The organism is Streptomyces sp. NPDC054765 (genome assembly GCF_053612065.1).
This window is the reverse complement of sequence record NZ_JBSHBP010000010.1, coordinates 134,147-155,177: the sequence shown is the minus strand read 5'-3', so window position 1 is coordinate 155,177 and position 21,031 is coordinate 134,147. Positions and strand designations below refer to the sequence as shown.

Below are 21,031 nucleotides of genomic sequence, written 5' to 3'. Positions count from 1 at the left end.
AGGTCTCGAAGGGTTCCGCACCGGCCGCCCCGGCCGGTGCCGCGAAGGCCCCGGGTGAGCCCCGGGACCCCCGCCCCCCGAACCTGCGCCCCGTAGAATCGACGCACTGTGTCCGAGAACCCCACCACCCCCGCCACCGCCACCGCCGCCGCGGAACCAGACGCTCCGGGAGCCGTCGCCGCGACGGCCGCCCGGCCTGCCACCCCGGCCCCGCGCCGCGGCGAGCCCATGTTCCCCGACGGGACCGGCCCCGCGGCCGACCCCGCGGGTTCGCATCACGAGCGTCGGATCCGCTCCTTCCAGCCGCGCCGCAGCCGTGTCTCGCCGACCCAGGCCGATGCGCTGCGCCGCCTGTGGCCCACCTGGGGACGGGACATCGACGGGCTCTCCCGTATCGATCTCGATGCGTTCTTCGACGGGCTGCCGGTCGTCCTGGAGATCGGCTTCGGCATGGGCGAGGCCACGGCACAGATGGCCGCCGCCGACCCGGCCACCGGCATCCTCGGCTGCGACGTCCACACCCCCGGGCAGGGCAATCTGCTCGGTCTCGCGGAGCGGAACGGCCTGTCCAACATCCGGGTGGCCAACGGTGACGCGATCATCCTGCTGCGCGAGATGCTGGCCCCCGCCTCCCTCGCCGGCCTGCGCATCTACTTCCCCGACCCCTGGCCGAAGAAGCGCCACCACAAGCGCCGCCTCGTCCAGCCGGAGTTCATCGCCCTGGCGGCCACCCGGCTCGCGCCCGGCGCCCTCGTGCACTGCGCGACCGACTGGGAACCATACGCCGAGCAGATGCTGGAGGTCCTCTCCGCCGAGCCGGCGCTGGAGAACCTCCACCCTGGCTATGCGCCGCGCCCGGACTTCCGCCCCCTCACCAAGTTCGAGGGCCAGGGCCTGGACAAGGGGCATGTCGTCCATGACCTGCTCTTCCGCCGCCGCGACACATAAGGCGAGCGCCGCTCGTTAGGGTCGACGGGTGTACCCGTCCCAGCCGCCCCCGCACCCGCCGTCCGCGCCCGCCGCTTCCCCGTACACACCCCCTGCGCACGAGCACACGGCCGCGCGCCACCGCCGGACGGCCCCCTGGCGCAGCAGAACCCTCCGCGCCGTCGCCCTGATCTCGCTGCTGGCACTCTCCGGCGTGATCATCATCGGCCTGGTCCGCCAGGAGACCGGCACCGAGGGCTTCCTGGTCGGCCTCGGCCTGGCCGTCTTCCCGGTACCGCTCCTCGTCGCGGCGTTCTGCTGGCTCGACCGCATCGCGCCCGAGCCCTGGCGCAACCTCGTATTCGCCTTCGCCTGGGGCGCCTGTGCCGCGGCCCTGGTCGCGCTCCTCGCCAACGGCTTCGCGACCGACTGGCTGGCCGCCAACATCGCCTCGGCGTCGCCCTCCGAGGCCGAGGCCTGGGGCGCCACGGTGATCGCCCCCGTCGTCGAGGAGGTGGTCAAGGCCGCCGCCGTACTCCTCCTCTACCGCTTCCGACGGAGCGACTTCGACGGCATCACGGACGGCATCGTCATCGCCGGCATCACCGCCACCGGGTTCGCCTTCACCGAGAACGTCCTCTACCTGGGCGCCGCCTTCGGTGAGGACCAGTCCATGGGCCACTCCGGCCTGGACTCGCTCACCGCGGGCACCTTCTTCCTCCGCATCATCGTCTCCCCCTTCGCCCACCCGCTCTTCACGATCCTCACCGGCCTCGCATTCGGCATCGCCGCCACCCGCTACCCCCGCCGCCGCGCCGCCCGCATCGCACTCGCCCTCCTGGGCCTGCTCACCTCGGTCCTCCTGCACGCCATCTGGAACGGCGCGTCCTCCCTCGGCGACCCCGGCTTCCTCATCGTCTACGGCCTCTTCATGGTCCCCGTCCTCCTCGCCCTCACCTGGCTGGCCATCTGGGCCCGCAACCAAGAACTGCTCTCCCTGCGCGGCTACCTCGCCCCCTACATCACCGCCGGCTGGCTCACCCCCACCGAACCCGCCGCCCTCTCCTCCCTCAAAACCCGCGCCCTGGCCCGCGACATCGCCCACGACACCCAGGGCCCCGCCGCCGCCCGAGCCGTCACCGAATACGCCACCATCGCCACCGCCCTCTCCTTCCACCGACGACGGGCATGCCTCCTGGGCCCCACCCCCGACTTCGTACACCGGGAACAGCATTTGCTGGAGCATTTGCGGCATTACCAGGAGTGGGGACGGGCGGCGTTGGTGGATGCTTGGGTGGCCAGGGGGCAGCCGTAAGACTGCCGAGAACGGCACGCACGAGCCATGACTGCTCAGGGCTGTACGGGCCTGACCTCTGAGGCCAACAAGCTAGAGAGCATCGGCCATCCCCCACTCGACCGCTGAAGCAGATCCCGCCCACCCATCGGCGGTACGCCAGATCGCACCGATTCCATGGTCCTCCAGGTAGTCGGCATAGACGCCGATGCTCTCGGAGAAGAGACCGAGGAGATGGGGCTTCGCCGCCCCCTTGTGCCCATAACAGAAGTAGCGGTACTCCAGCAGCTGTCCAACTGCCTCGCGAACGGCCTGGGTGGAGTTTCCTTTCTTCACTGCCTTGGCTTCCACCAGCCACTCTGTGTCACGGGCCCGCAATACGAGATCGCGCGGGTGCACCTGCTTGGTGATGGGAGTGAAGCCACGGTCGTGAATGTACGGGCCGAAGCGCCGAATCAGTCCTTCATGTACTTGCTTCCGCTTCTGCTCGCGGGCAGCGATCTGGACGACATAGTCGTCTCCCGTCTTGGGCTGAAATCCTTCCAACCCGTGGTAGCTGTCGTGCGCCTGGGCGATGTACTCGGCAGCCGGTCCATCAGCAGCATTGACGACCCGGATCTGCGACTCTGCGGCAAGCGCAGCCTTCAAGATCATGGCCATGTTGCCGAGGTCGGCGCAGAGGTCGCCTTCACTGGGAAGGGCACCGACGTCATAACAGCGGGCCGCCACGCTGCTTGCCTCGTAAGCACGAGGCCGCCACTCGTGGTGCTTCAGCTGCGGGCGATCCCCCCAGGCCTCGACAAGATCATGCGGAAGCTCGGCCAGGAGGGCCTGCGCCCTGAACTCCAAGTGAGTGCGGAGCTTCTTCCCTTGCGTACCCAACTGTTGACGAACCGACGTGACACCTTGCTGCAGCGTGAGCGTCACCGACGAGAGGTCCGCCGAGAAGATGTAAGCGAGGTAGAGACCGTCGGTACCTGACCCTCCGGCGGACGGATCGAAGATACGGATCCATGGCGTTGCAGCAGCTCCCCCTTGTCCACCGCGCCCTGTCGCCTTCATCCCGTACGGCAGAGCATCTACCAGTCGCTCACCAGCGGCCTTGAGCACCCCCTGGCCAGGATTCCCACTGGTGGTGGTGAGGGTGGTATCGAACTTGGTGGCCACATCGAGGAGGAGGTCGCGTATACCCATGATCGAAAAGGTACTTGAGATCGATCAACTTCGAACATCTATTATATTGAATGTCCCGATCGATACGCCCCGACCCGGATCCACTTCGCACACAGCACATACCTGACACATCAGGACAAGCGTCGACTACCGGGTACGCGTGCGCGCTCGCCCTCTCTACCGGTACTTACCCCTGTGACTCGGCGCGCATCTCACTCAGCGAAGCGGCCAGCCCAGCGCGCTCGATGCTGACGCACACAGGCCACTTTGATCTGGTGCTCCTTGGCCATATTCAGGGCCCCTACGAATCGCTGCGTCAGCCCATCAAACACATCGAAATTATCGCTGAGCTGAAGCGCTCCTCGATCAAAGAGTGCATGACAGTTCGCACAGAGGCATAGAACATTCCACAACTCATCCGGACCGCCGTGGGGTTTCCCCAGCGCATGGATATGAGCCGCTTCGCTATACGCCTCGCCGCCAGGTGACACCACCAGTCGGCAGTTGCAGATCTGACACGTGTTGTCGTAGATCTCTTTCACTTTCCGGACAACTTTAGTGTCACGAATCAGCCGCTCATAAGCGACGATGCGACGCAACTGCTCTTCCATGGTGGTGTCTTCACTCCCACCCGGAGAGACGGGATGCGGACTCGCGGTCTCGCCCGGCTCCAACTTGAGCAGTCTGAACTGACAGATGCGGAAACCTTCCTTCCCGACCGTCGTCCAGTGTTCCGCGACACGAAAGAGCCCGCAGTACTCGTATCCCCCGGTCGCACGGCGCCGCGTATTTCCCCGGATTTTCAAGCCGCGCACCACACGGACCGGGTGACCAAGTCCTTCGTTGAGCAACAGGCCAGCGTTACCGGGTGCCGCCAAGGTCTGATCTGCGTAGAGGCGGCCAGACTCCCTGTCACGACCACCCTCACCCGTGTAAATGATCTCCCGCTCACCGTACTCGTCGTCGATATATCCACCAGAGAGAACGATGGAATCGACACCCCCGCGAGCGGTGCCAGAGATGCCCTGTCCATACGCACGATGCACACCGGCTGCGTGCAACTCCGCATGTCCCGCGAACCACTGGCCCTCCTCAACGTCCTGAGGAGGGCCAAAACGGACTGGGTTGGATGACCGCGCCTTCGCCATAGACGAATCTTGCCAACCCGTCGCCTCCCACGACGCATGCCTCCAGGGGGTGTGGTCAGCACCACACCCCCTGGAGGGCTGTCTATCGGCATGGGCTAGACGCTCAGGCCTCCACAGGCTCAGCAGTCACACAGGCCACGCGCACTACTCAGCTCCGGTTCGCTGTCTCTGCCTCCACTGGCTCACCGTCGCCCCGTACGGGAATCCGGTCGCCGCGGCTCTCAGCGACACGTAGGGCATCACGGAGCGACTCCATCAACCGGTATGCAAGGAATCGAAGTTCATGAGGAGCAACCTTGCTGTCATCGAGGAGTTCGCGCGCAAAGTCGAGAAGATCGATTCCCATGTCGAGCTGCATCTGCTCCATCTCGTCAGCGAGGCGCGACAAATAGCCCGTCCCATCTGTGGACAGGTAGCACGGTTGGCCTGCTGCGTTCGGCCAGGGAAGCAGGCGCAGAGGCTGCTGGGCAATCATCAGGCCCCCCTCCTCATGCCACACATCGTTTCGGAGCGGATGTCCAAGCCGCGGGCAACTAGCATGACGCCCCGTCGTCGGCACTGCGGTGGGAGTCGATGCCCCTCCTCTCGCACCTGTGCGAGCACGTACGGCCGGACCAGGGTGTCCTCTCCGCACAGCGGAAGGTCAGGTGTGTGCCTTCGCGGCTCGGTGATGGGCGAAGCTGTGCGGCTCGCGATATGTGTGGGGTCGGCTCCTGGCCTATGCCGGCCCGATGTAGGTAACAGGGCCTGCAGAACGGCCTCGAAGATTCGGGCGACACCGTGCACCACGTTGACCTGCTCTCTCAGGTTGGCCATGCCCCCGGGCCGTGTAGAGCGGTCGCGGGGGTCCTCGTCAGTCAGTCCAATCTGACCGTAGGGCCACGCGGAGAACATCAGGGGCACAGTTTGTGCCCCCTTACTCATGCGAGCAACGCACCGATCTTCACTGCGAGTTCACTCGCACGTCGGCGCTGCGCCGGACTCCTCGACTCGGTCTCTTCCAAAACGATCCGCCGCGCATATCCGTTGTAGCGGATGGTTTCGGGTGCGGCCTGGTAGGCCTTGTCCAGAACTGCCAGAGCAGTCTCAGCCTGGCCGTCGAGGTGGTACCCACGCGCCTCTTCAATGCGGTGGCGAGCACTCCGCGGGCGAGACGGAATGCGCGTCACGTCCGCAGCGGCGGCTTGTCTGACACTTTCACCACCTGCGTGCAGCTCCACGGCTACGGTCACTGCGTGTGCACCCATGATCGCTCTAGAAAACGAGGTCACGGGGTGAAAATAGTTCGCGGGAAGTCGCTCTGACATGGACCGTGCGGCGTCCCAGTAGCGCCAAGCAGTTCCGGCGTCTCCTCGCCGGGCAGCGGTATATCCGGCCTCGAAGTTCAGCGCCCCAGCGATGGCTAGTACGTCATCGTCCGCCTCTGAGAGGAAGCGTTCCAGGTAACGGAGAGTCGCAAGGTTTACGGCGTCGGCGGCATCGTAGTGCGCGGGGCCACTGTCGCGATGCGCCTGTGCGGCAAGCCACGCCGCAACACCAATGGTGTGTGGATCTTCGGATTCTTGAGCGGATACCAACCCGCGCTCCGCTACCCGCCACAACAGCGACGAGTCAGATTGGTACGCAAGGAAGAACTGGCTGAGGCTATAGACCTCGGACACCACAGACTGTGCAGCCCTCCGTTCCGTTCCCGACTCCGCTTGAGCCAAGAAGGCTTGAGCATCGCGAATGAGATGAGGGAGCAGTTCGCCGATCACGTCACGGTGATGAGGGGCAGAGTGTCGCGCCTGCCACGCATGGGCAATGCGGTTCTTCAGATGCGCGGCGGAAGGGGCCTGGCGCAAAGTCGTCAGCGGATACTCATTGATGGCGTCCCGCACCTGTGGGAGGCGGGCATGGCCGGGACCAGCGAAGAGCGAGATTGCCGTTGCTTGATCGCCAACAAGATCAGAAAGACTCGGCACGCGGAGAGCCTCAGCAATCCGCAGGACCACGGGGAGTTTGGGCATCTGGAGCCGTCCCCCCTCAACTTGTTTTACCCAGCTGGGGGACTTGTCCAGCAGGCCGGCTAGAACCGTCCGGCTCATGCCGCGACGAAGACGGAGAACCTGCATCCGCTGACCGAACGCAATCGGCTCGTTAGACAGTTCCGGAGTAGCGCCAGGTGACACGTTCGACCCCTCTCTGTACACGCAACGTCACTGCCAGAGTACGTGTTCAGGCTCAACTCGTTACTGTGCTTGCCGAGTCCACGATGCTGTGACACACGAATCTGACGCCGATGGTGCGACGTAGGGTCGAAAGATGAGAAGTGTCGTTGTTTGTAGAAGGGTGTGCGTGATGGCTGGGGTTCCTACGGCAGTGGTGGCCGCAGGTGGGCTCGTCGGCGGCTACGCCACCGCCCGCTGGACCAAGAAGCGGCCGCTCGGTGGTGTGGCGCTGGCCGCCGCCGGGGCCGTGGCGGCCAAGGGGTGGCGGCAGAAGGCGGGGAACGCGACGGCGGTGGCGCTCAGTGGGGCGTACGTGGCTGCGTTTGCCGGGTCGCATCCGTTGGCCAAGAAGATCGGGGCCTGGCCTTCGGTGTTCGCGGTGGCGGGTGGGGTGGCGCTCGCTTCGTGGGTGGCGGTGGACCGCCGGGCGTGAGGCGGCGCGGCGCAACTACGGGCCGGGCGCTGGTTGCCCCGGCCCGTAGGCGTACCCGGGCGGTGCGGTGGATCAGGCCGACGCCTCCGTGAGGAGGGTCAATTCGGCGTCGCTGAGCGTCAGGTCAGCCACCGCAAGCAGCGCCGGCAGCTGGGACACCGTGCGGGCGCTGGCGATGGGGGCCGCGACGGTGGGCCGGGCGGCGAGCCAGGCGAGGGCGACGGTGGCCATCTCGGCCCCGTGGGCGGCGGCGACGGTGTCGAGGGCCCGGAGGACGCGCTGACCGCGGTCGGTGTCCACGTACTTGAGCGCGCGTCCGGAGCGGGCGCTGTCAACGGTGGCTCCCGGGCGGTACTTACCGGTCAGGAAGCCGGCGGCGAGGGCGAAGTACGGGACCGCGGCAAGGCCGTGGCGGGCGGCCACATCGGCGAGTTCGCCCTCGTAGGTGTCGCGGGAGACCAGGTTGTAGTGGGGCTGGAGGGCGACATAGCGGGCCAGGCCCTCGCGGGCGGAGAAGGCCAGGGACTCTTCCAGGCGTTCCGCCGAGATGTTGGACGCGGCGATCTCGCGGACCTTGCCGGCCCGGACGAGGTCGTCGAGGGCGGTGAGGAACTCCCCGACCTCGACCGATTCGTCGTCGTAGTGGGTGTAGTAGAGGTCGATGTAGTCGGTGCGCAGACGAGTGAGGGATGCATCGACCGCGGACTTGATGGTGGCGGCGGACAGGCCCTTGTAGTTGGGGTGGGAGCCGACCTTGGTGGCGATGACGACATCGGAGCGATTACCGCGGGAGGACAGCCAGTTGCCGAGGACGGTTTCGGATTCGCCGCCCTTGTTGCCGGGGACCCACGCCGAGTAGGCGTCGGCGGTGTCGATGAAGTTGCCACCGCCCGCCACGTAAGCGTCCAGCACGGCGAACGATTGAGCCTCGTCGGCCGTCCAGCCGAAGACATTGCCACCGAGGGACAGCGGGGAGACGGAGAGCGAACCGAGGGAACGACTGTTTCGGGGGTTTTGTGTCGTGGCCATGCGTTACTACAGCGTCGGGGGGAGCGGAAGTATTCCTTCCGCTTACACCCCCGACCCCCGGCCCTCGACCCCCGGCCCCCGTCCGCCGCCTCCTCAGCGGTGTCACACGTGCAGGCCGTGATCGCGTAGCCACGGCATGGGGTCTATCGGGTCGCCGGCGTCGGGGCGTACCTCCAGATGGAGGTGCGGACCGGTGACGTTGCCGGTGGCGCCGACGCGGCCGATGACGTCGCCCGTGCCGACCTTGCCGGAGGTCTTCACCATCGAGGACAGATGGCAGAACCAGAGCTCGGTGCCGTCGTCGAGGGTGAGGACGATGCGGTAGCCGTACGAGCCGGCCCAGCCGGCCTGGGTGATGGTGCCGGAGTGCACCGCCTTGACGGGGGTGCCGGTCGGCGCCGCGAAATCCTGTCCGGTGTGGTCCGCCGCCCAGCGGTCACCGGACTGGCCGAAGCTCGCGGTGAGGGTGTACGAGGAGACCGGGGTGATGAAGTTCTTCGCCAACTTGGCGAGGCGTGCGGCCTCCGCCTTCTGACGGGCCGCTTCTTCGGCCTCGTGCTTGACCTCCATCTCGGCCGCCTTCTTGGCTGCTGCGGCCTTTTCGGCCGACTTCTGGTGCGTGGCGGCTTCGCTCTCGGCCTTCTGGAATGCGGTGTGTTCGGCGGTCTCCCGGGCCTCCTGATCGGCGGCGCCCTGCTGCGCGTCGGCCTGCTGGAGGATGCGGCTGCGCAGCGCCTCGCCGAGCCCCGAGTCCGTGCCCGTCCGGGTGGCCCGGGTGAGCGGCCCGGAGGCGTCCTGCGCCGCATCGTCCGTGGTGGAGGCGGAGCCGGCACCGTCGGCCGCAGTGGAGTCCGCGCCCGGGTCGGATATGAGGTCCCCGATGCCGGGGACGGAGGTGGCGTCCGGCAGGTTGTCGGCGAGGTCATCGGCCATCGCGCCGACGTCGGGCATCGAGATCGGGACCGGCGGGCGGCCCTCGGCCGTGGCCATGCCGCCGGCTCCGACCGCCGCGATGACGCCGACGCCCAGGACCGTGCCGCCGCGGGCGAGTCCGCCGCCGCGCTGCTTGGCCACCCGGTGCTTGCCACGGACCGAGCGGGGGGAATCCTCGGTGGGATTCCATTCCTCCCACGGTCCGTCGTTGTTGCTGTCCGCATCACCGGGGCCCTGGAAGGCACCTCGGTCATCGAGGTCGTAGGCGGACGGACCCTCGGGGGCAGGCCTGTTGGACGCCACGGGGGCGCTCTCCTTTCCTTCCTTCTCGCCTACCGGGTTAGCTGACGGGTTCGGAGCAGGAAGGTCTCCTACGGGCGCCCGCTGGCGGGGAGCGTCCGATTCACCCCAAGGAAGTGGTTCCCCGGTTCCCTTGGTGCAGTTCGAGGTGCTGGAGGTGCGTGAAAAGCGCGTGCGGGATTCGGCGTCGGCGCGCGGTGCCGCCTCTTGCGACGGCTGGGACGACCGCGCTGCGTTATCGGACAGTAATAGAGATCGCATCCGAATTCCAAGCCTTCGCGTGAATCCATATGGGCTCCGCGGGAGCTTCGGCGTGGACTTTTTCGGCCAACACAGCTACAAACCGGGCGAGTTGACCGTGCGGCTCTAAACGATCTCCCGTTGATTGTGCGTCAGTTGTTATGCGGAGGGGCGCCCCTCCGTCACGGAGCGTGAGAGCAGTAACGTCGGATCATGGTCGTCAACGTCGGGAACACCGGGCACACCGGGCACACCGGGCACACCGGGAACGTCGAGAGCGCTGCCACCGGCGCATGGGGAGTGGCGGAGCGGTACCGGGAGTTCTCCTGGCATCAGGCGCGGGGGCGGTCCGGGGCGCACGCGGAGCTGAGCGCGCGGATCGGCCAGGACCCGGAGCTCTGCGATCTGCTGTCGGGATCGCTGCCGGCCGGCGGCAAACAGCAGCCGGACCTCCTGCTCGCCGCCGTCCGCTATCTCGACGGCCCGCACGCCGAGCTGGGCCCGCGCGGAGAGATGGCGTACGGGCGCTGGCGCGAGTGGACGATCCGGCACTGGGACGAGGTGCGCGCGGTGATCATGCAGCGCTCCGCCCGGACCGACGAGCCGGGCCGCTGTGCCGCGCTGCTGCCGCTGCTCGCCCGCCTGCCGCAGCCCCTGGCGCTGCTGGAGGTCGGCACGTCGGCAGGACTGTGTCTGCATCCCGACCGCTATCGCTACCGGTACGACCGGTACGACCGGCACCACCGGTACGAGAATGACGCCGCGGCGGGCGGGGGCGCCCTCCGGGGCGATACCCCACGCGGCGATACCCCACAGGGAGACACCCTCCGGGGCGATACCCCACAGCCAGACCCCCTCCGGGAGGATGCCCCACAGCCGGACACCCTCCGGGCCGAGGTGGGGGAACCGGGCAATCCGCTGGTGTTGGGGTGCCGTACGGAATGGGCGGCCGACGAGCTGCCCGACCGGCTGCCGCGCATCGTCTGGCGGGGCGGTATCGGCCTCGATCCGCTCGACCCGGTGGCCGAACCGGACGATCTGCGCTGGCTGCAGGCGCTCGTCCGGCCGGGCGATGAGGAGCGGGCGGCGCGGCTGTCCGCGACCGTCGACGCGGTGCGGCCGGCGCCGCGGCCGCGGATGGTGCGCGGCGATCTGGTCGACGAACTGCCCGCGCTCGCCGCCGAGGCGCCGCCCGAGGCGCCGTTGGTGATCTTCCACAGCGCCGCGCTGGACCACCTCCCGCCCGCCCGACGCGAGGAGTTCGCACAGCTCGTCCGGTCGCTGCTGCGCGGACGGCCCGGCGGCGGGCACTGGATCTCCCACGAGCACCACTCCGTCCTGCCCTGGATCACCCCGCCGGCGCACCGCTCACCGCACCCCGATGACACGCTGCTGACCCTCGCACTGGACGAGCGCCCGGTCGCGCTCACCGGTCCGCACGGCGAGAGCCTGCACCGGCTGCCGGGCGCCGGGGGCATGTCCGCGAACTGAGGGCGCGTCCGGCTGCGGAGGGCGCGTCCGGCCGCGGAAAGGGCGCGTCCGGGAGCGGCGGCCGTGCCCAGGCGCTGAGGGCGCGTCCGGGGGCTGAGGGCGCGTCCAGGAGCTGAGGGCGCGTCCCGGGGCTGCGCGGACGCCCCGCACGCCCCCCGGCCCCCTGCGGCCCTCCGCCCTCCTCTCCGCCCGCCCCTACGCTCCCATCGGCCGCTTACGCCCCATCAGCCGCTTACGCCCCCATCGGCCGCTTACGCCCCCATCGGCCGCTGCACCGCCAGCAGGGCCATATCGTCGGCCGGGGCACCGCCCGTATGCCGTGCGACGTCTTCGGTGAGGGTGTCCAGGAGGGCGTCCGGGCCCGCGAAGCGGCAGCCGCGCAGTCTGCTCGACGGGTTGTAGAAGCGGCCCAGCAGGTCCCGGGCCTCGGTCACACCGTCGGTGAAGAACAGCAGCAGGGCGCCGGCCGGGAAGAACGTCTCGTCCGACCGGTCCGGCCAGCTCGCCACCTCGCTCATCCCCAGGGGCAGCGCGGGCGCCGCGGGCACCAGCTCGCACAGACCACCGTCCGGGGTGAGCAGCAGCGGGGACGGGTGGCCCCGGTTGAGGACGCGCAGTACGGACTGCCCGTTGGCGGGGATCTCGGCCAGGACGGCAGTGGTGAACCCCTCGAACTGATCGAGCCCCGCACGCCGTCCGCCCTCCCGTTGCAGCGCCCGCTCCAGCCGGCCCGCCACCGCCTCCAGGGTCGTCTCCTGTTCCGCCGCCTCACGGAAAGCGCCGATGACGATCACCGCGGCCTCCACCGCCTCCAGCCCCTTGCCCCGTACGTCGCCGACGATCAGCCGTACGCCGTGCGGGGTGTCCTGCACCGCATAGAGGTCGCCGCCGATCCGGGCATCCGCCCGCGCGCCCACATAGCGGGCGGCGATGGCGAGGCCGGCGAGCTGTCCGGGCGGCGTGGGCAGTACGGCGCGCTGGGCGGCCTCCGAGATGTCCCGTACGGAGGCCAGGTGGGCATCGCTGATCCTGGCGACCCGGTTGAGGCCGAGGGCCAGCAGACAGACGAGGGCGACCATGGCGATCTCCGTCACGGACGCGATGAGGTCCGGCGCGACTCCCCGGTAGAGGACGGCCCAGATCTCGCCGAGTACGGCGGCCAGGGCCGTGAGGGCGGTGGTGCGCAAGGAGGAGAGCGACGCGGCGATCAGCGGGGCGGCGCAGAAGAAGGGGGTGGCGGTGTAGCCGGCCGGCGTCAGGATGCCGAAGGCGAGGCCGGCGACGATCAGCAGGGCGGGGAGCCCGCGCACCGGAGCCCGGCCGGAGGGGACCGGCCGGCCGTGGCGCACCCGCCGCTCCCCGTCGTCCTTGGAGGGCGCTTCGTCTTGGAGCATCCGCACCGGCCTCTTCCCACTCCCGCCCGTCCGTACGAGCACCGTGGTGGCGGCCGCGTCGACGTCCCCAGGGTTTCCGCTACGGCGCCGGGCGGCGAATCATCGGGGGCCGGACGGGTCACGGGCCGCCCGCCGCCCACCGCCCGCCGCACAAGATCGCTTCCCCCGGGGCCACTTGGGAGCCGCCCCCGCCCCGGCGGCCCGCATCGCTCACGCGTCGCTCACGCATCGCTCACGCACGACGGACAGCTGACGGCGGACGGCTGACGGCTGATGGCCCGGCCGGCTTGCTCTCCATACCGGTGTCCCGGTGGCGGGGCAGCCGCAGCAGCATGCGTGCGCCGCCGAGGGGGCTGGGGTGGGCGGTGAGGGTGCCGCGGTGGGCGTGGGCGATTTCTCTGGCGATAGCGAGGCCGAGGCCGGTGCCGCCGTCGTGGCGGGCGCGGGCGCGGTCGAGGCGGGTGAAGCGTTCGAAGACCCGCTCACGGTCGGGTTCGGGGATGCCGGGGCCGTCGTCGTCCACGGTCATCTCCACCGAGTGCTCGTCGGCCTTCACGGTGAGCGAGACGGTGTGGTGTGCGTGTCTGCGGGCGTTGTCGGTGAGGTTGGTGAGCAGCCGGGACAGCTGGACGCGGCTACCTGTCACGACGGCGGCCACCGTGCCGTCGCCCGCGCCCTCGCCCGCGCCCTCGCCCGTGCCGTCGCCCGCGCCCGCGCCGTCACCCGCCCCGTCGCCGTCCGGGGCGAGAAGTGTGCCGGGGTGGCGTCGGGCCTCCTCGGTCGTCAGCGCCGCCAGGTCCACGGGAGACGTCGGGGGTGCTTCGTCCGCATCGAGGCGGGCGAGCAGGAGCAGGTCGGCGGCCACGGCTTGGAGCCGTTCGGTGTCCTGGAGAGCCTTGTGCACGGCGGTCGGCCAGTCCGTCCGCGAGGGGCGGGCCAGGGCGAGTTCGAGTTGGGCGCGCACCGCTGCGATCGGGCTGCGCAGTTCGTGCGAGGCGTCCGCGACGAACTGGCGCTGCTGGGTCATGGCGCGCTGGAGACGGTCCAGCGTGGCGTTCATGGTCCGCGCGAGCCGGGAAATCTCGTCACGTGCCCTGGGAACGGGGACGCGCCGGTGGAGATCGCGTTCGGTGATCTCGGTGACTTCCTGGCGGATCGCCGCGACCGGGCGCAGGGCGCGGCCGACCAGTAGCCAGGTGAGTGCCGCGACGAAAAGCACCAGACCGGCGGCGGCGGGGGCGACGACCCGCAGGAGGAAGCCGGTTGCGTTGTCGAGTGCGGTGTTCGAGGGTGCCACGTCCACGGTGTAGCCGGTGGCCGCTCTCGCGGTGGCGTGGGTGCCGTTGACAGTGGTGTCGCCGGGGGTGCTGCTGTCGTCCTCGGGGGCCTTCGCCGCATCCAGGGGCGCGGGACGGATGATGCGACCCTCCGAGTCCCGGATCGTGACGTTTTCGGGCGCCGCGGCAACAGTGTCGGACACGTGGGTCTTGCCGGCGGCCAGCTGAACCCTGACATCGGCGGCGGTCTTCTGGGCGTCCGCTCGGGCGCTGTCGCGGAGGTTGTGCTGGAGGGCGAGCACCAGGGCCAGCATGCACACCGCGAGGGCGACGCCCACGGTGCCGGCGGCTGCCAGCACCGCTTTGCCGCGGACGCTCATCCCAGGTAGGAGACTCATACGCGCTCACCCTCCGTCACGGGCGAGTAGATATCCCGCGCCCCGCATCGTGCGGATCGCGCGACGGCCGTAGGGCACATCGATCTTCCTGCGCAGGCTTCTGATGTAGACCTCGACAAGATTGGCACCGCCGTCGTAGGCGGTGTCCCACACGCTCTGCACGATCTCGGTCTTGGAGACCACCTGTCCCGCCCGGCGGGCGAGGTATTCGAGTACCGCGAACTCCTTGACCGTGAGGGTGACGTCCTTACCCCCACGGTGGCAGGCCAGTGCGGCCGGTTCCAGTCGCAGGTCACCCAACTCCAGCACCTCCGGCCGCTCCAGACCGCCCCGCCGGACCAGGGCGCGCAGCCGTGCGATCAGGACGACATAGGAGAACGGCTTGGTCAGGTAGTCATCCGCTCCGACGTCGAGCCCATCGGCCTCGTCGTACTCGCCGTCCTTCGCGGTCAGCATCAAGATGGGCGTCCAGTCGCCGCCTTCACGCAGCCGGGCGCAGACCCGGTAGCCGGACAGGCCGGGGAGCATCACATCCAGCACGATCGCGGCATAGCCGCCGCGCTGGGCTCGGGCCAGTCCGCTCGGCCCGTCACCGGCCGTGTCGACGCGGAAGCCCTCCTCCTCCAGCCCCTCCTTGAGCAACTCACGGAGCCGGGGGTCGTCTTCCACCGCCAGAATGCGCATGGCGCCAGAGTGCCACGGTCGAGCTGAAGGCCTGCTGAAGGCCGAGGCCCGCGGGGGTGGGCGCGGGCGGCCTTCAGGGGGGCCTCAGCTCTTCAGCGAGGACTCAGCACCGGCCCGCCACGGTGGGTGCAGCGACGGATCAACGGTCCGTCCTCACCGTTGGAGGAGAAGTCCATGAACACCACGCAGGCTGCGTCCCGAACCACCCTCACCAAGCGGCGTCGCGCTGCCCTGGGCGCCCTGGCCGCCGGCGCCCTGGCCCTGGGGATCGCCCTCCCCGCCTCGGCTTCCGCTACCGCCCATGGCAGTGCCTCCGGCGCCGTGACCAGCCAGGCCAAGCAGGCCAAGCAGGCCAAGCCGGCTGAAGGCGGGATCCCGGCCGACGACAAGACCGTGCCCTGCAAGACGGTCACCATCGTCATCGCCGACGCCCACACCCACACCCACACCCACAAGGCGAAGGCGAAGACCGGGCCCGTGCAGCCCACCAAGCCCGGCGGCGAGTGCCACATCAAGGTCCACCAGGCGAAGTCCGTGGAAAGCAGGATCCCGGCCGACGTCAAGGCCGGCCAGGCGAAGCCCGTGGAAGGCACCATCCCGGCCAAGGGCAAGGGTGTGACCCCGGCGGCAGGCACGGTCGTCATCGCGGACGCCGACGCCCACAAGACGAAGGCCCTCACCACCCAGCGCTAACGGCACAGGGGACTGGTACGGCAACTGGGTCCGTGGGGGACCCGGTTGCCGTACCCCTCCTCAATCCACACCTGTCCCCACCCGGAGAGGGACGGCACGGGAGCCGAAGCCCGAAGTTGCCCCCGGCCCCGGGCCCACACCTCCCCGATCCGCCACCGGGAACTCCGCCGGCGCAGGGAACCGCATGATCGCCTGACTCCCGGGCCGGCAGCGGGCCGGTACGACCCGCTTCAAGGCCCCCGAGAAAGGCAGCGGCCCCGCCGCCTGGACGCTTCGTTCCAGGCGGCGGGGCCTTCGCTTTGGTGGGCCATCAGGGGCTCGAACCCTGAACCAATGGATTAAAAGTCCACTGCTCTGCCAATTGAGCTAATGGCCCGCAGCGAGCAGCATAGCCCGAGGACGTGCCACACCTCGAAGCCATTAAGGATCAGGCCGCCCGCCAGGGTGCCCGAGGGCCCGTCCGCAGGCCGCGCGGGGCGCGGCTTCCCTGCTCAACACACAGGGCCCGTACGGCACTTGAGTGCGTACGGGCCCTGCGGATCAGCGTGGGTGATCAGCCGTTGCGCTTCCAGCGCGGCTTGTCGTCACGGCGGCCGTAGGAGCCGGTCGTGGCGCCGCGGTGGTCGTCACGACGGCCGTACGGACGGTCGCCGCCGGTGCGGTGGCCACCGGAGGACGGACGGCCGCCGGAACGGTCGTCACGGTTGAAGGGACGGTCGCCGCCACCGGAGCGGTAGCCACCGGAGGAGGACGGACGGCCGCCGGAACGGTCGTCACGGTTGAACGGGCGGCTCGGACGGTCGCCGCGGTCGCGGTTGAAGCCACCGCCGGAACGGTCGTCACTGCGGTCACGGTTGAAACCGCCACCGGAACGGTCATCACGACGGTCACGGTTGAAGGGACGGTCACCGCCACCGGAGCGGTCATCGCGACGGTCACGGTCGAAAGAACGGCCGCCCGAACGGTCGTCACGGCGGTCACGGTTGAAGCCGCCACCGGAACGGTCGTCACGACGGTCACGGTTGAAGCCACCGCCCGAACGGTCGTCACGACGGTCACGGTTGAAACCGCCACCGGAGCGGTCATCACGACGGTCACGGTTGAAACCGCCACCCGAACGGTCATCACGACGGTCACGGTCGAAGGAACGGCCACCGGAGCGGTCATCGCGACGGTCGCGGCGGTCGAAGTTGCCCCGGTCGTCGCGGCGCTCGTCCGAAGCACCGGCCTGGGCCGGTACGGCGGCCTCGGCGGCGGCCTCGGCCTCGGCGGTCACGGCGGCGGCGGCAAGCGCCTCGGCCGGGTCCTCGCCACGCTCACGGGCGGCGCGGGCGGTCAGCCGGTCGGCCTCCTCGCGCAGCTCGGCGGCGCGGCGCTGCAGCCGCTCCAGCTCGCGGGTGAGCTCGTTCACCTCGCGCTCGACCTGCTTGGCGGTGTTGTTGGCCGACTCGGCCTGGACCTCGGTGAGCGAGCGCGCACCGGTGATCCGGGCGACGTCCTCGTCGAAGGCGCCGGAGCCGCCGACGATGTGGCGCGAGGCGTCCACGCCCGCGTCCTCCATCAGGCGGAAGATCTGCCGGCGCTGGTGCGGCAGCGACAGCGAGACGACGGTGCCGGACTGGCCGGCGCGGGCGGTACGGCCCGAGCGGTGCAGGTAGTCCTTGTGGTCACCAGCGGGGTCGACGTTCAGGACCAGGTCGATGCCGTCGACGTGGATACCGCGGGCGGCGACGTCGGTGGCGACCAGCGCGTTGACGTAGCCGTCCTTGAAGTCCGCGAGCACCCGGGTGCGGGCGCCCTGCGTCATGCCGCCGTGCAGCGCGTCCGCCTTCACGCCGGACTCGACGAGCTGCTCGGCGATGCGGTCGGCGCCCAGCTGGGTGCGGACGAAGATGATGGTGCGGCCCTTGCGGGCGGCGATGGCGGCGGTGACCGGCGCCTTGTCCTTCGGCTTCACGACGAGGACGTGGTGGGTCATGGTGGTGACATTGCCCTGGGCGCTGTCGACCTCGTGGCTGACCGGGTTGGTCAGGTAGCGCTTGACCAGCGTGCCGATCTCGTTCTCCATCGTGGCGGAGAACAGCATCCGCTGACCGCCCCCGGGGATCTGGTCGAGCAGCTCGGTGACCTCGGGCAGGAAGCCCAGGTCGGACATCTGGTCGGCCTCGTCGAGGACGGCGACCTGGACGTTCTCCAGGGAGCAGGCGCCACGGTTGATGATGTCGCGCAGCCGGCCCGGGGTGGCGACGAGCACGTCGACGCCGCGCTCCAGGGCGTAGATCTGGTTGCCCATGGACGTACCGCCGCAGACAACCTTCATCTTCAGGCCGAGGACGTCGCCGTAGGGCTGGAGGGCGTCCGCGACCTGCATCGCGAGCTCACGGGTCGGGGTGAGGATGACCGCGCGGGGCTTCTTCTTCTCGGTGTGGCCGCCGGCCAGCGTGGCCAGGGTCGGCAGACCGAAGGAGAGCGTCTTGCCGGAGCCGGTGCGGCCACGGCCGAGGATGTCCTTGCCGGCCAGCGCGTCCGGGATGGTCGCGGCCTGGATCGGGAAGGGGGTGGTGACGCCGTTCTGCGCGAGCTTGCGGACGACGCCCTCGGGCAGTCCGAGGTCGGCGAAGGTGGCGGTGTCGGTGTCGGTGTCGGTGTCGGCCGGTGCCGCGTCGGTCTCGGGCGACTCGTCGGCCGCCGTCACCTCGGGAACCGTCTGCTCGTCGATTGCGGGCATGACGGACTGCTCAGTGGAAATGGACATGCGAAATGCGAAACCTTCCGGAGTCTCGGCACGCGCCCAAACTCCGTGTGTTTCACACGACCGCCTCTATGCGGTCAGCCACGGCAAGGGAGAGAACGCGCCACGCGGCGCGCTTCTGTTCTGGCGCCGGGCAAATGGGATCAAACGATCTACCACCATACGCACTCCGCCCCCCGGATGGCAAATGACCTTCCGGCCCCGCCTTCCACCCCCTGCCCGGACAAGACCGATCGCCCCGCCCCGGCTCCCCCCGCACCTCTCCCCCGACACCCCTTCCCCCCGTTTCTCCCTTATTTCCCCCCTCTTCCGCCCTGCCCTCTCCCCCTATGCCCCTATGCCCCTATGCCCCCCCTACGCCCCCTCCTCGTACAGGTCCGACTGCGACGACGACACCGGCGCGACCGGGGACGGCCCGGAGGCCTGGGAAGTCGGCGGCGGGGCGCTGCTCGGCGGTGGGGTCGGCGGGGCGGTGGCCGTGGGGGGCGGGGGCGGCGAGGCCGGCGGGGTGGCGGGGCGATCGGGGTGGGACGGCAGGGGCTTGGGATGACCGGGACGGCCGCCGTGGCCGTCGGCGCCGCCATGGGCGCCCGTTCCGGGCTCCGGGCCCGACGGCTGCACCGGGTGGGACGGCGTACCGGGCTCGGACGGCGACGGCTCGGCACTGCCCGACGACTCCTCCGCCTTGTCGTCGCCGTCGGCCGGGCGCCCCGCGCCGTTGTGGCCCATCCGCCGCGGACCGCCGCCACGGCCGTCCGCGCTCACCCCGCCGGGGCCGGGCGGCCCGCCCTTCCCGTCGTGCCGCGCGCTGCTGCCGGACGGTCTCGGTTTCTCCGGATCGCTCACGCTCATACAGCCGGCCAGCGACGCCGCCAGCACGGAGACGACCACGGCCGCGGCGACGGCCCGGGAGCACATCCGGCTCGCCGGCGAGCGCGACGAGGAGTCAGGGGTGGCGGACGACGACGGGGACGGTGTCGGCGTAAGGGGCGAGTGGTGAAGGGGGCTCGGGCGCACGGCGGGACCTCCGGATCCGGAGCGCAGGGACGGCGGCACGGACGCCCTGCCCAACTCCCGCTCCCCGCCCGAGGACACGCACCCGGCCCGTCCGATCGCACCGGTCACACCTTCCGGCCGGGTCCGGACCCGCGCCGCCCCAGGAGACCCGGCCGGACGCCACGCCCGATATGTGCCGCCGCCCGGGGCCCGCCCTACGGGCGAACGACGGGACGGCGCGTACGGGACGGCGCGTACGGGACAGCCCTCAGCCGTAGCCGAGCGCGTGCAGCCGCTCGTCGTCGATCCCGAAGTGGTGCGCGATCTCATGAACGACCGTCACTTCGGTCTCCGCGACCACGTCCTCACGGGTGTCGCACATCCGCAGCGTCGGCCCCCGGTAGACGGTGATCCGGTCCGGCAGCACGCCCGCGTACCACTCCCCCCGGTCGGTCAGCGGAGTCCCCTCGTACAGCCCGAGCAGCTCGGGGCCGTCGGCCGGGGGCTCGTCCTCGACGAAGACCGCCACGTTGTCCATCAGCCGGGTCAGCTCCGGCGGGATCCGGTCCAGCGCCTCGGCGACCAGTTCCTCGAACTCCTCGCGCGTCATTTCCAGCACACCACCATTCTCCGCCACCCGGCCCCCACCGATCGTCGCGGCCCGGCCGCCGCACCGCACCCCAACCGGAAGCCGCCGCTCCTCACTCAACGGCATCACGGCCGGGCATACGGGACCCAATGGCCCGCGCTGCGCGCTCCGGGACACCGCACCCCGGCGCACCGCAGAACCCACTGCACCGGCTGCTCCTCGCCTGGCCCGACGGCGTACCCGCGCCGCCCGCAGCCGTCCGGCTCCCCTCACCCGTCCGGCCCGCCGTCCGGCGCCCTTTCGCACCCGGCCGGAAGCCCTTCCCGCGGCCGCCGGTAAACCGTTTTGGCGAACGGTCCTCCCATCCCATATGCTTCTCACGTCCCCGACGGCGCCGGTAACGACGCCAAGGTGGCCACCAGCCCTCATCGTCTAGTGGCCCAGGACGCCGCCCTTTCAAGGCGGTAGCACGGGTTCGAATCCCGTTGGGGGCACGCATCACCGTGTGCGAGACTGGTTCACGCCGCTTTCGCACAATGCAAGGTCCTGTGGAGCAGTTTGGAGTGCTCGCCACCCTGTCAAGGTGGAGGCCGCGGGTTCAAATCCCGTCAGGACCGCTGCGGCTGGGTAGCTCAGTTGGTACGAGCGATCGCCTGAAAAGCGATAGGTCGCCGGTTCGACCCCGGCCCCAGCCACACCCTTTGGGAAAGGCCCCGATTCCATGAATCGGGGCCTTTCCTCATATCCGGTCGGCGACCACACCTCCGGCGCGCTCGTTCTTCGGCTGCCGCAAGACCGGCCCGGCTCCCCCGCTTGCGGCCCGGCTCCCCCGCTTGCGGCCCGCTGCCTCAGGCGTCCGCGGCAGGCGTCACCGCCGTCCCGCGGTCACCCGGGTGGCGGTGCCGCCAGGCCCAGAAGACCGTGCACGAGAGCACCGACCAGCCGGCCGGCACCAGGAAGGGGAAGGCGCGCTGGTGGCCGTGGAAGGAGACCGCGGTGTGCCGGGCGTTGACCGAGCCGCCCGGAGGCAGCCGGCGGCCGCGATCCGGCCGCGCGCGCAAATGGTTCGC

Annotated in this window: 17 protein-coding genes, 4 tRNA genes, 1 pseudogene and 1 riboswitch; of the genes and pseudogenes, 8 read left to right on the top strand and 14 right to left on the bottom strand. The window is 69.9% G+C overall.

Annotation, left to right across the window (positions count from 1 at the left end):
* Positions 1 to 108 precede the first annotated feature (108 nt).
* Positions 109 to 948, top strand: a complete 840-nt coding sequence (trmB, locus tag ACWGJY_RS09860) for a tRNA (guanosine(46)-N7)-methyltransferase TrmB (protein WP_453260249.1) — start codon at positions 109 to 111, stop codon at positions 946 to 948.
* A 28-nt stretch (positions 949 to 976) separates the two neighbouring features.
* Positions 977 to 2,242, top strand: a complete 1,266-nt coding sequence (locus ACWGJY_RS09855) for a PrsW family intramembrane metalloprotease (protein WP_453260248.1) — start codon at positions 977 to 979, stop codon at positions 2,240 to 2,242.
* A gap of 72 nt (positions 2,243 to 2,314) precedes the next feature.
* Here ACWGJY_RS09855 and ACWGJY_RS09850 read toward each other — a convergent pair whose 3' ends face one another.
* The 4 genes from ACWGJY_RS09850 to ACWGJY_RS09835 all read right to left on the bottom strand — a co-directional run bounded on the left by ACWGJY_RS09850 (position 2,315) and on the right by ACWGJY_RS09835 (position 6,713).
* The gene (locus ACWGJY_RS09850) at positions 2,315 to 3,415 is read right to left on the bottom strand and encodes an MrcB family domain-containing protein (protein ID WP_453260247.1); all 1,101 of its coding nucleotides are present in this window, start codon (positions 3,413 to 3,415) and stop codon (positions 2,315 to 2,317) included.
* Between the two features lie 191 nt (positions 3,416 to 3,606).
* Positions 3,607 to 4,542 (bottom strand): YDG/SRA domain-containing protein, encoded by a 936-nt coding sequence (locus ACWGJY_RS09845; RefSeq protein ID WP_453260246.1) that lies wholly within the window; start codon positions 4,540 to 4,542, stop codon positions 3,607 to 3,609.
* 148 nt (positions 4,543 to 4,690) lie between these two features.
* Positions 4,691 to 5,017 carry a hypothetical protein gene (locus ACWGJY_RS09840; protein WP_453260245.1) on the bottom strand — a complete coding sequence of 109 codons (327 nt, stop codon included), beginning with the start codon at positions 5,015 to 5,017 and terminating at the stop codon, positions 4,691 to 4,693.
* A 445-nt stretch (positions 5,018 to 5,462) separates the two neighbouring features.
* Positions 5,463 to 6,713, bottom strand: a complete 1,251-nt coding sequence (locus ACWGJY_RS09835) for a helix-turn-helix domain-containing protein (protein WP_453260244.1) — start codon at positions 6,711 to 6,713, stop codon at positions 5,463 to 5,465.
* 169 nt (positions 6,714 to 6,882) lie between these two features.
* On the opposite strand from ACWGJY_RS09835, the gene ACWGJY_RS09830 reads away from it, so the two are divergent.
* Entirely contained in the window at positions 6,883 to 7,185 is a 303-nt protein-coding gene (locus tag ACWGJY_RS09830) for a hypothetical protein (protein WP_453260243.1), read from the top strand.
* A gap of 72 nt (positions 7,186 to 7,257) precedes the next feature.
* Here the strand turns inward: ACWGJY_RS09830 and ACWGJY_RS09825 are convergent, their stop codons facing one another.
* On the bottom strand, positions 7,258 to 8,214 hold the full coding sequence (locus ACWGJY_RS09825; protein WP_453260242.1) for an aldo/keto reductase: 957 nt from the start codon (positions 8,212 to 8,214) through the stop codon (positions 7,258 to 7,260).
* Positions 8,215 to 8,316: 102 nt separating this feature from the next.
* Entirely contained in the window at positions 8,317 to 9,450 is a 1,134-nt protein-coding gene (locus ACWGJY_RS09820; RefSeq protein WP_453260241.1) for a M23 family metallopeptidase, read from the bottom strand.
* A gap of 11 nt (positions 9,451 to 9,461) precedes the next feature.
* Positions 9,462 to 9,608, bottom strand: a riboswitch (cyclic di-AMP (ydaO/yuaA leader).
* Between the two features lie 292 nt (positions 9,609 to 9,900).
* Here ACWGJY_RS09820 and ACWGJY_RS09815 point away from each other — a divergent pair.
* Entirely contained in the window at positions 9,901 to 11,178 is a 1,278-nt protein-coding gene (locus ACWGJY_RS09815; protein ID WP_453260240.1) for a DUF2332 family protein, read from the top strand.
* 251 nt (positions 11,179 to 11,429) lie between these two features.
* Here the strand turns inward: ACWGJY_RS09815 and ACWGJY_RS09810 are convergent, their stop codons facing one another.
* The 3 genes from ACWGJY_RS09810 to ACWGJY_RS09800 all read right to left on the bottom strand — a co-directional run bounded on the left by ACWGJY_RS09810 (position 11,430) and on the right by ACWGJY_RS09800 (position 14,931).
* Positions 11,430 to 12,572 carry a PP2C family protein-serine/threonine phosphatase gene (locus ACWGJY_RS09810; protein WP_453260239.1) on the bottom strand — a complete coding sequence of 381 codons (1,143 nt, stop codon included), beginning with the start codon at positions 12,570 to 12,572 and terminating at the stop codon, positions 11,430 to 11,432.
* A gap of 232 nt (positions 12,573 to 12,804) precedes the next feature.
* Complete coding sequence (locus ACWGJY_RS09805) at positions 12,805 to 14,247, bottom strand: sensor histidine kinase (RefSeq protein ID WP_453260238.1); 1,443 nt, start codon at positions 14,245 to 14,247, stop codon at positions 12,805 to 12,807.
* 6 nt (positions 14,248 to 14,253) lie between these two features.
* Positions 14,254 to 14,931: a response regulator transcription factor gene (locus tag ACWGJY_RS09800; protein WP_453260237.1), complete on the bottom strand. Its 678-nt coding sequence runs from the start codon at positions 14,929 to 14,931 to the stop codon at positions 14,254 to 14,256.
* 174 nt (positions 14,932 to 15,105) lie between these two features.
* Here ACWGJY_RS09800 and ACWGJY_RS09795 point away from each other — a divergent pair, with 174 nt between their 5' ends.
* Complete coding sequence (locus tag ACWGJY_RS09795; RefSeq protein WP_453260236.1) at positions 15,106 to 15,624, top strand: hypothetical protein; 519 nt, start codon at positions 15,106 to 15,108, stop codon at positions 15,622 to 15,624.
* Between the two features lie 300 nt (positions 15,625 to 15,924).
* Here the strand turns inward: ACWGJY_RS09795 and ACWGJY_RS09790 are convergent.
* From ACWGJY_RS09790 to ACWGJY_RS09775, 4 genes are all read right to left on the bottom strand, one after another.
* Positions 15,925 to 16,000 (bottom strand) — tRNA-Lys (locus ACWGJY_RS09790).
* A 177-nt stretch (positions 16,001 to 16,177) separates the two neighbouring features.
* Complete coding sequence (locus ACWGJY_RS09785) at positions 16,178 to 18,379, bottom strand: DEAD/DEAH box helicase (RefSeq protein ID WP_453260235.1); 2,202 nt, start codon at positions 18,377 to 18,379, stop codon at positions 16,178 to 16,180.
* A 351-nt stretch (positions 18,380 to 18,730) separates the two neighbouring features.
* Positions 18,731 to 19,294 carry a hypothetical protein gene (locus tag ACWGJY_RS09780; RefSeq protein ID WP_453260234.1) on the bottom strand — a complete coding sequence of 188 codons (564 nt, stop codon included), beginning with the start codon at positions 19,292 to 19,294 and terminating at the stop codon, positions 18,731 to 18,733.
* A 346-nt stretch (positions 19,295 to 19,640) separates the two neighbouring features.
* Positions 19,641 to 19,991, bottom strand: a complete 351-nt coding sequence (locus ACWGJY_RS09775) for a metallopeptidase family protein (RefSeq protein WP_453260233.1) — start codon at positions 19,989 to 19,991, stop codon at positions 19,641 to 19,643.
* A 391-nt stretch (positions 19,992 to 20,382) separates the two neighbouring features.
* Between ACWGJY_RS09775 and ACWGJY_RS09770 the strand changes: the two genes are divergently transcribed.
* From ACWGJY_RS09770 to ACWGJY_RS09760, 3 genes are all read left to right on the top strand, one after another.
* Positions 20,383 to 20,455: transfer RNA gene (locus ACWGJY_RS09770), tRNA-Glu, on the top strand.
* A 48-nt stretch (positions 20,456 to 20,503) separates the two neighbouring features.
* Positions 20,504 to 20,578: transfer RNA gene (locus tag ACWGJY_RS09765), tRNA-Asp, on the top strand.
* Positions 20,579 to 20,582: 4 nt separating this feature from the next.
* A tRNA-Phe gene (locus ACWGJY_RS09760) sits at positions 20,583 to 20,656 on the top strand.
* 153 nt (positions 20,657 to 20,809) lie between these two features.
* Here the strand turns inward: ACWGJY_RS09760 and ACWGJY_RS09755 are convergent.
* Positions 20,810 to 21,001: pseudogene (locus tag ACWGJY_RS09755) on the bottom strand (ABC transporter permease); the annotation flags it as partial.
* Positions 21,002 to 21,031 lie beyond the last annotated feature (30 nt).

Coding starts and splice junctions, on each gene's coding strand:
- ACWGJY_RS09830 (WP_453260243.1), top strand. CDS start 6,883: ATGGCTGGGGTTCCTACGGCAGTGGTGGCCGCAGGTGGGCTCGTCGGC.
- ACWGJY_RS09840 (WP_453260245.1), bottom strand. CDS start 5,017: ATGATTGCCCAGCAGCCTCTGCGCCTGCTTCCCTGGCCGAACGCAGCA.
- ACWGJY_RS09780 (WP_453260234.1), bottom strand. CDS start 19,294: ATGTGCTCCCGGGCCGTCGCCGCGGCCGTGGTCGTCTCCGTGCTGGCG.
- ACWGJY_RS09850 (WP_453260247.1), bottom strand. CDS start 3,415: ATGGGTATACGCGACCTCCTCCTCGATGTGGCCACCAAGTTCGATACC.
- ACWGJY_RS09825 (WP_453260242.1), bottom strand. CDS start 8,214: ATGGCCACGACACAAAACCCCCGAAACAGTCGTTCCCTCGGTTCGCTC.
- ACWGJY_RS09815 (WP_453260240.1), top strand. CDS start 9,901: ATGGTCGTCAACGTCGGGAACACCGGGCACACCGGGCACACCGGGCAC.
- ACWGJY_RS09805 (WP_453260238.1), bottom strand. CDS start 14,247: ATGAGTCTCCTACCTGGGATGAGCGTCCGCGGCAAAGCGGTGCTGGCA.
- ACWGJY_RS09810 (WP_453260239.1), bottom strand. CDS start 12,572: ATGCTCCAAGACGAAGCGCCCTCCAAGGACGACGGGGAGCGGCGGGTG.
- ACWGJY_RS09785 (WP_453260235.1), bottom strand. CDS start 18,379: ATGTCCATTTCCACTGAGCAGTCCGTCATGCCCGCAATCGACGAGCAG.
- ACWGJY_RS09800 (WP_453260237.1), bottom strand. CDS start 14,931: ATGCGCATTCTGGCGGTGGAAGACGACCCCCGGCTCCGTGAGTTGCTC.
- ACWGJY_RS09845 (WP_453260246.1), bottom strand. CDS start 4,542: ATGGCGAAGGCGCGGTCATCCAACCCAGTCCGTTTTGGCCCTCCTCAG.
- ACWGJY_RS09795 (WP_453260236.1), top strand. CDS start 15,106: ATGAACACCACGCAGGCTGCGTCCCGAACCACCCTCACCAAGCGGCGT.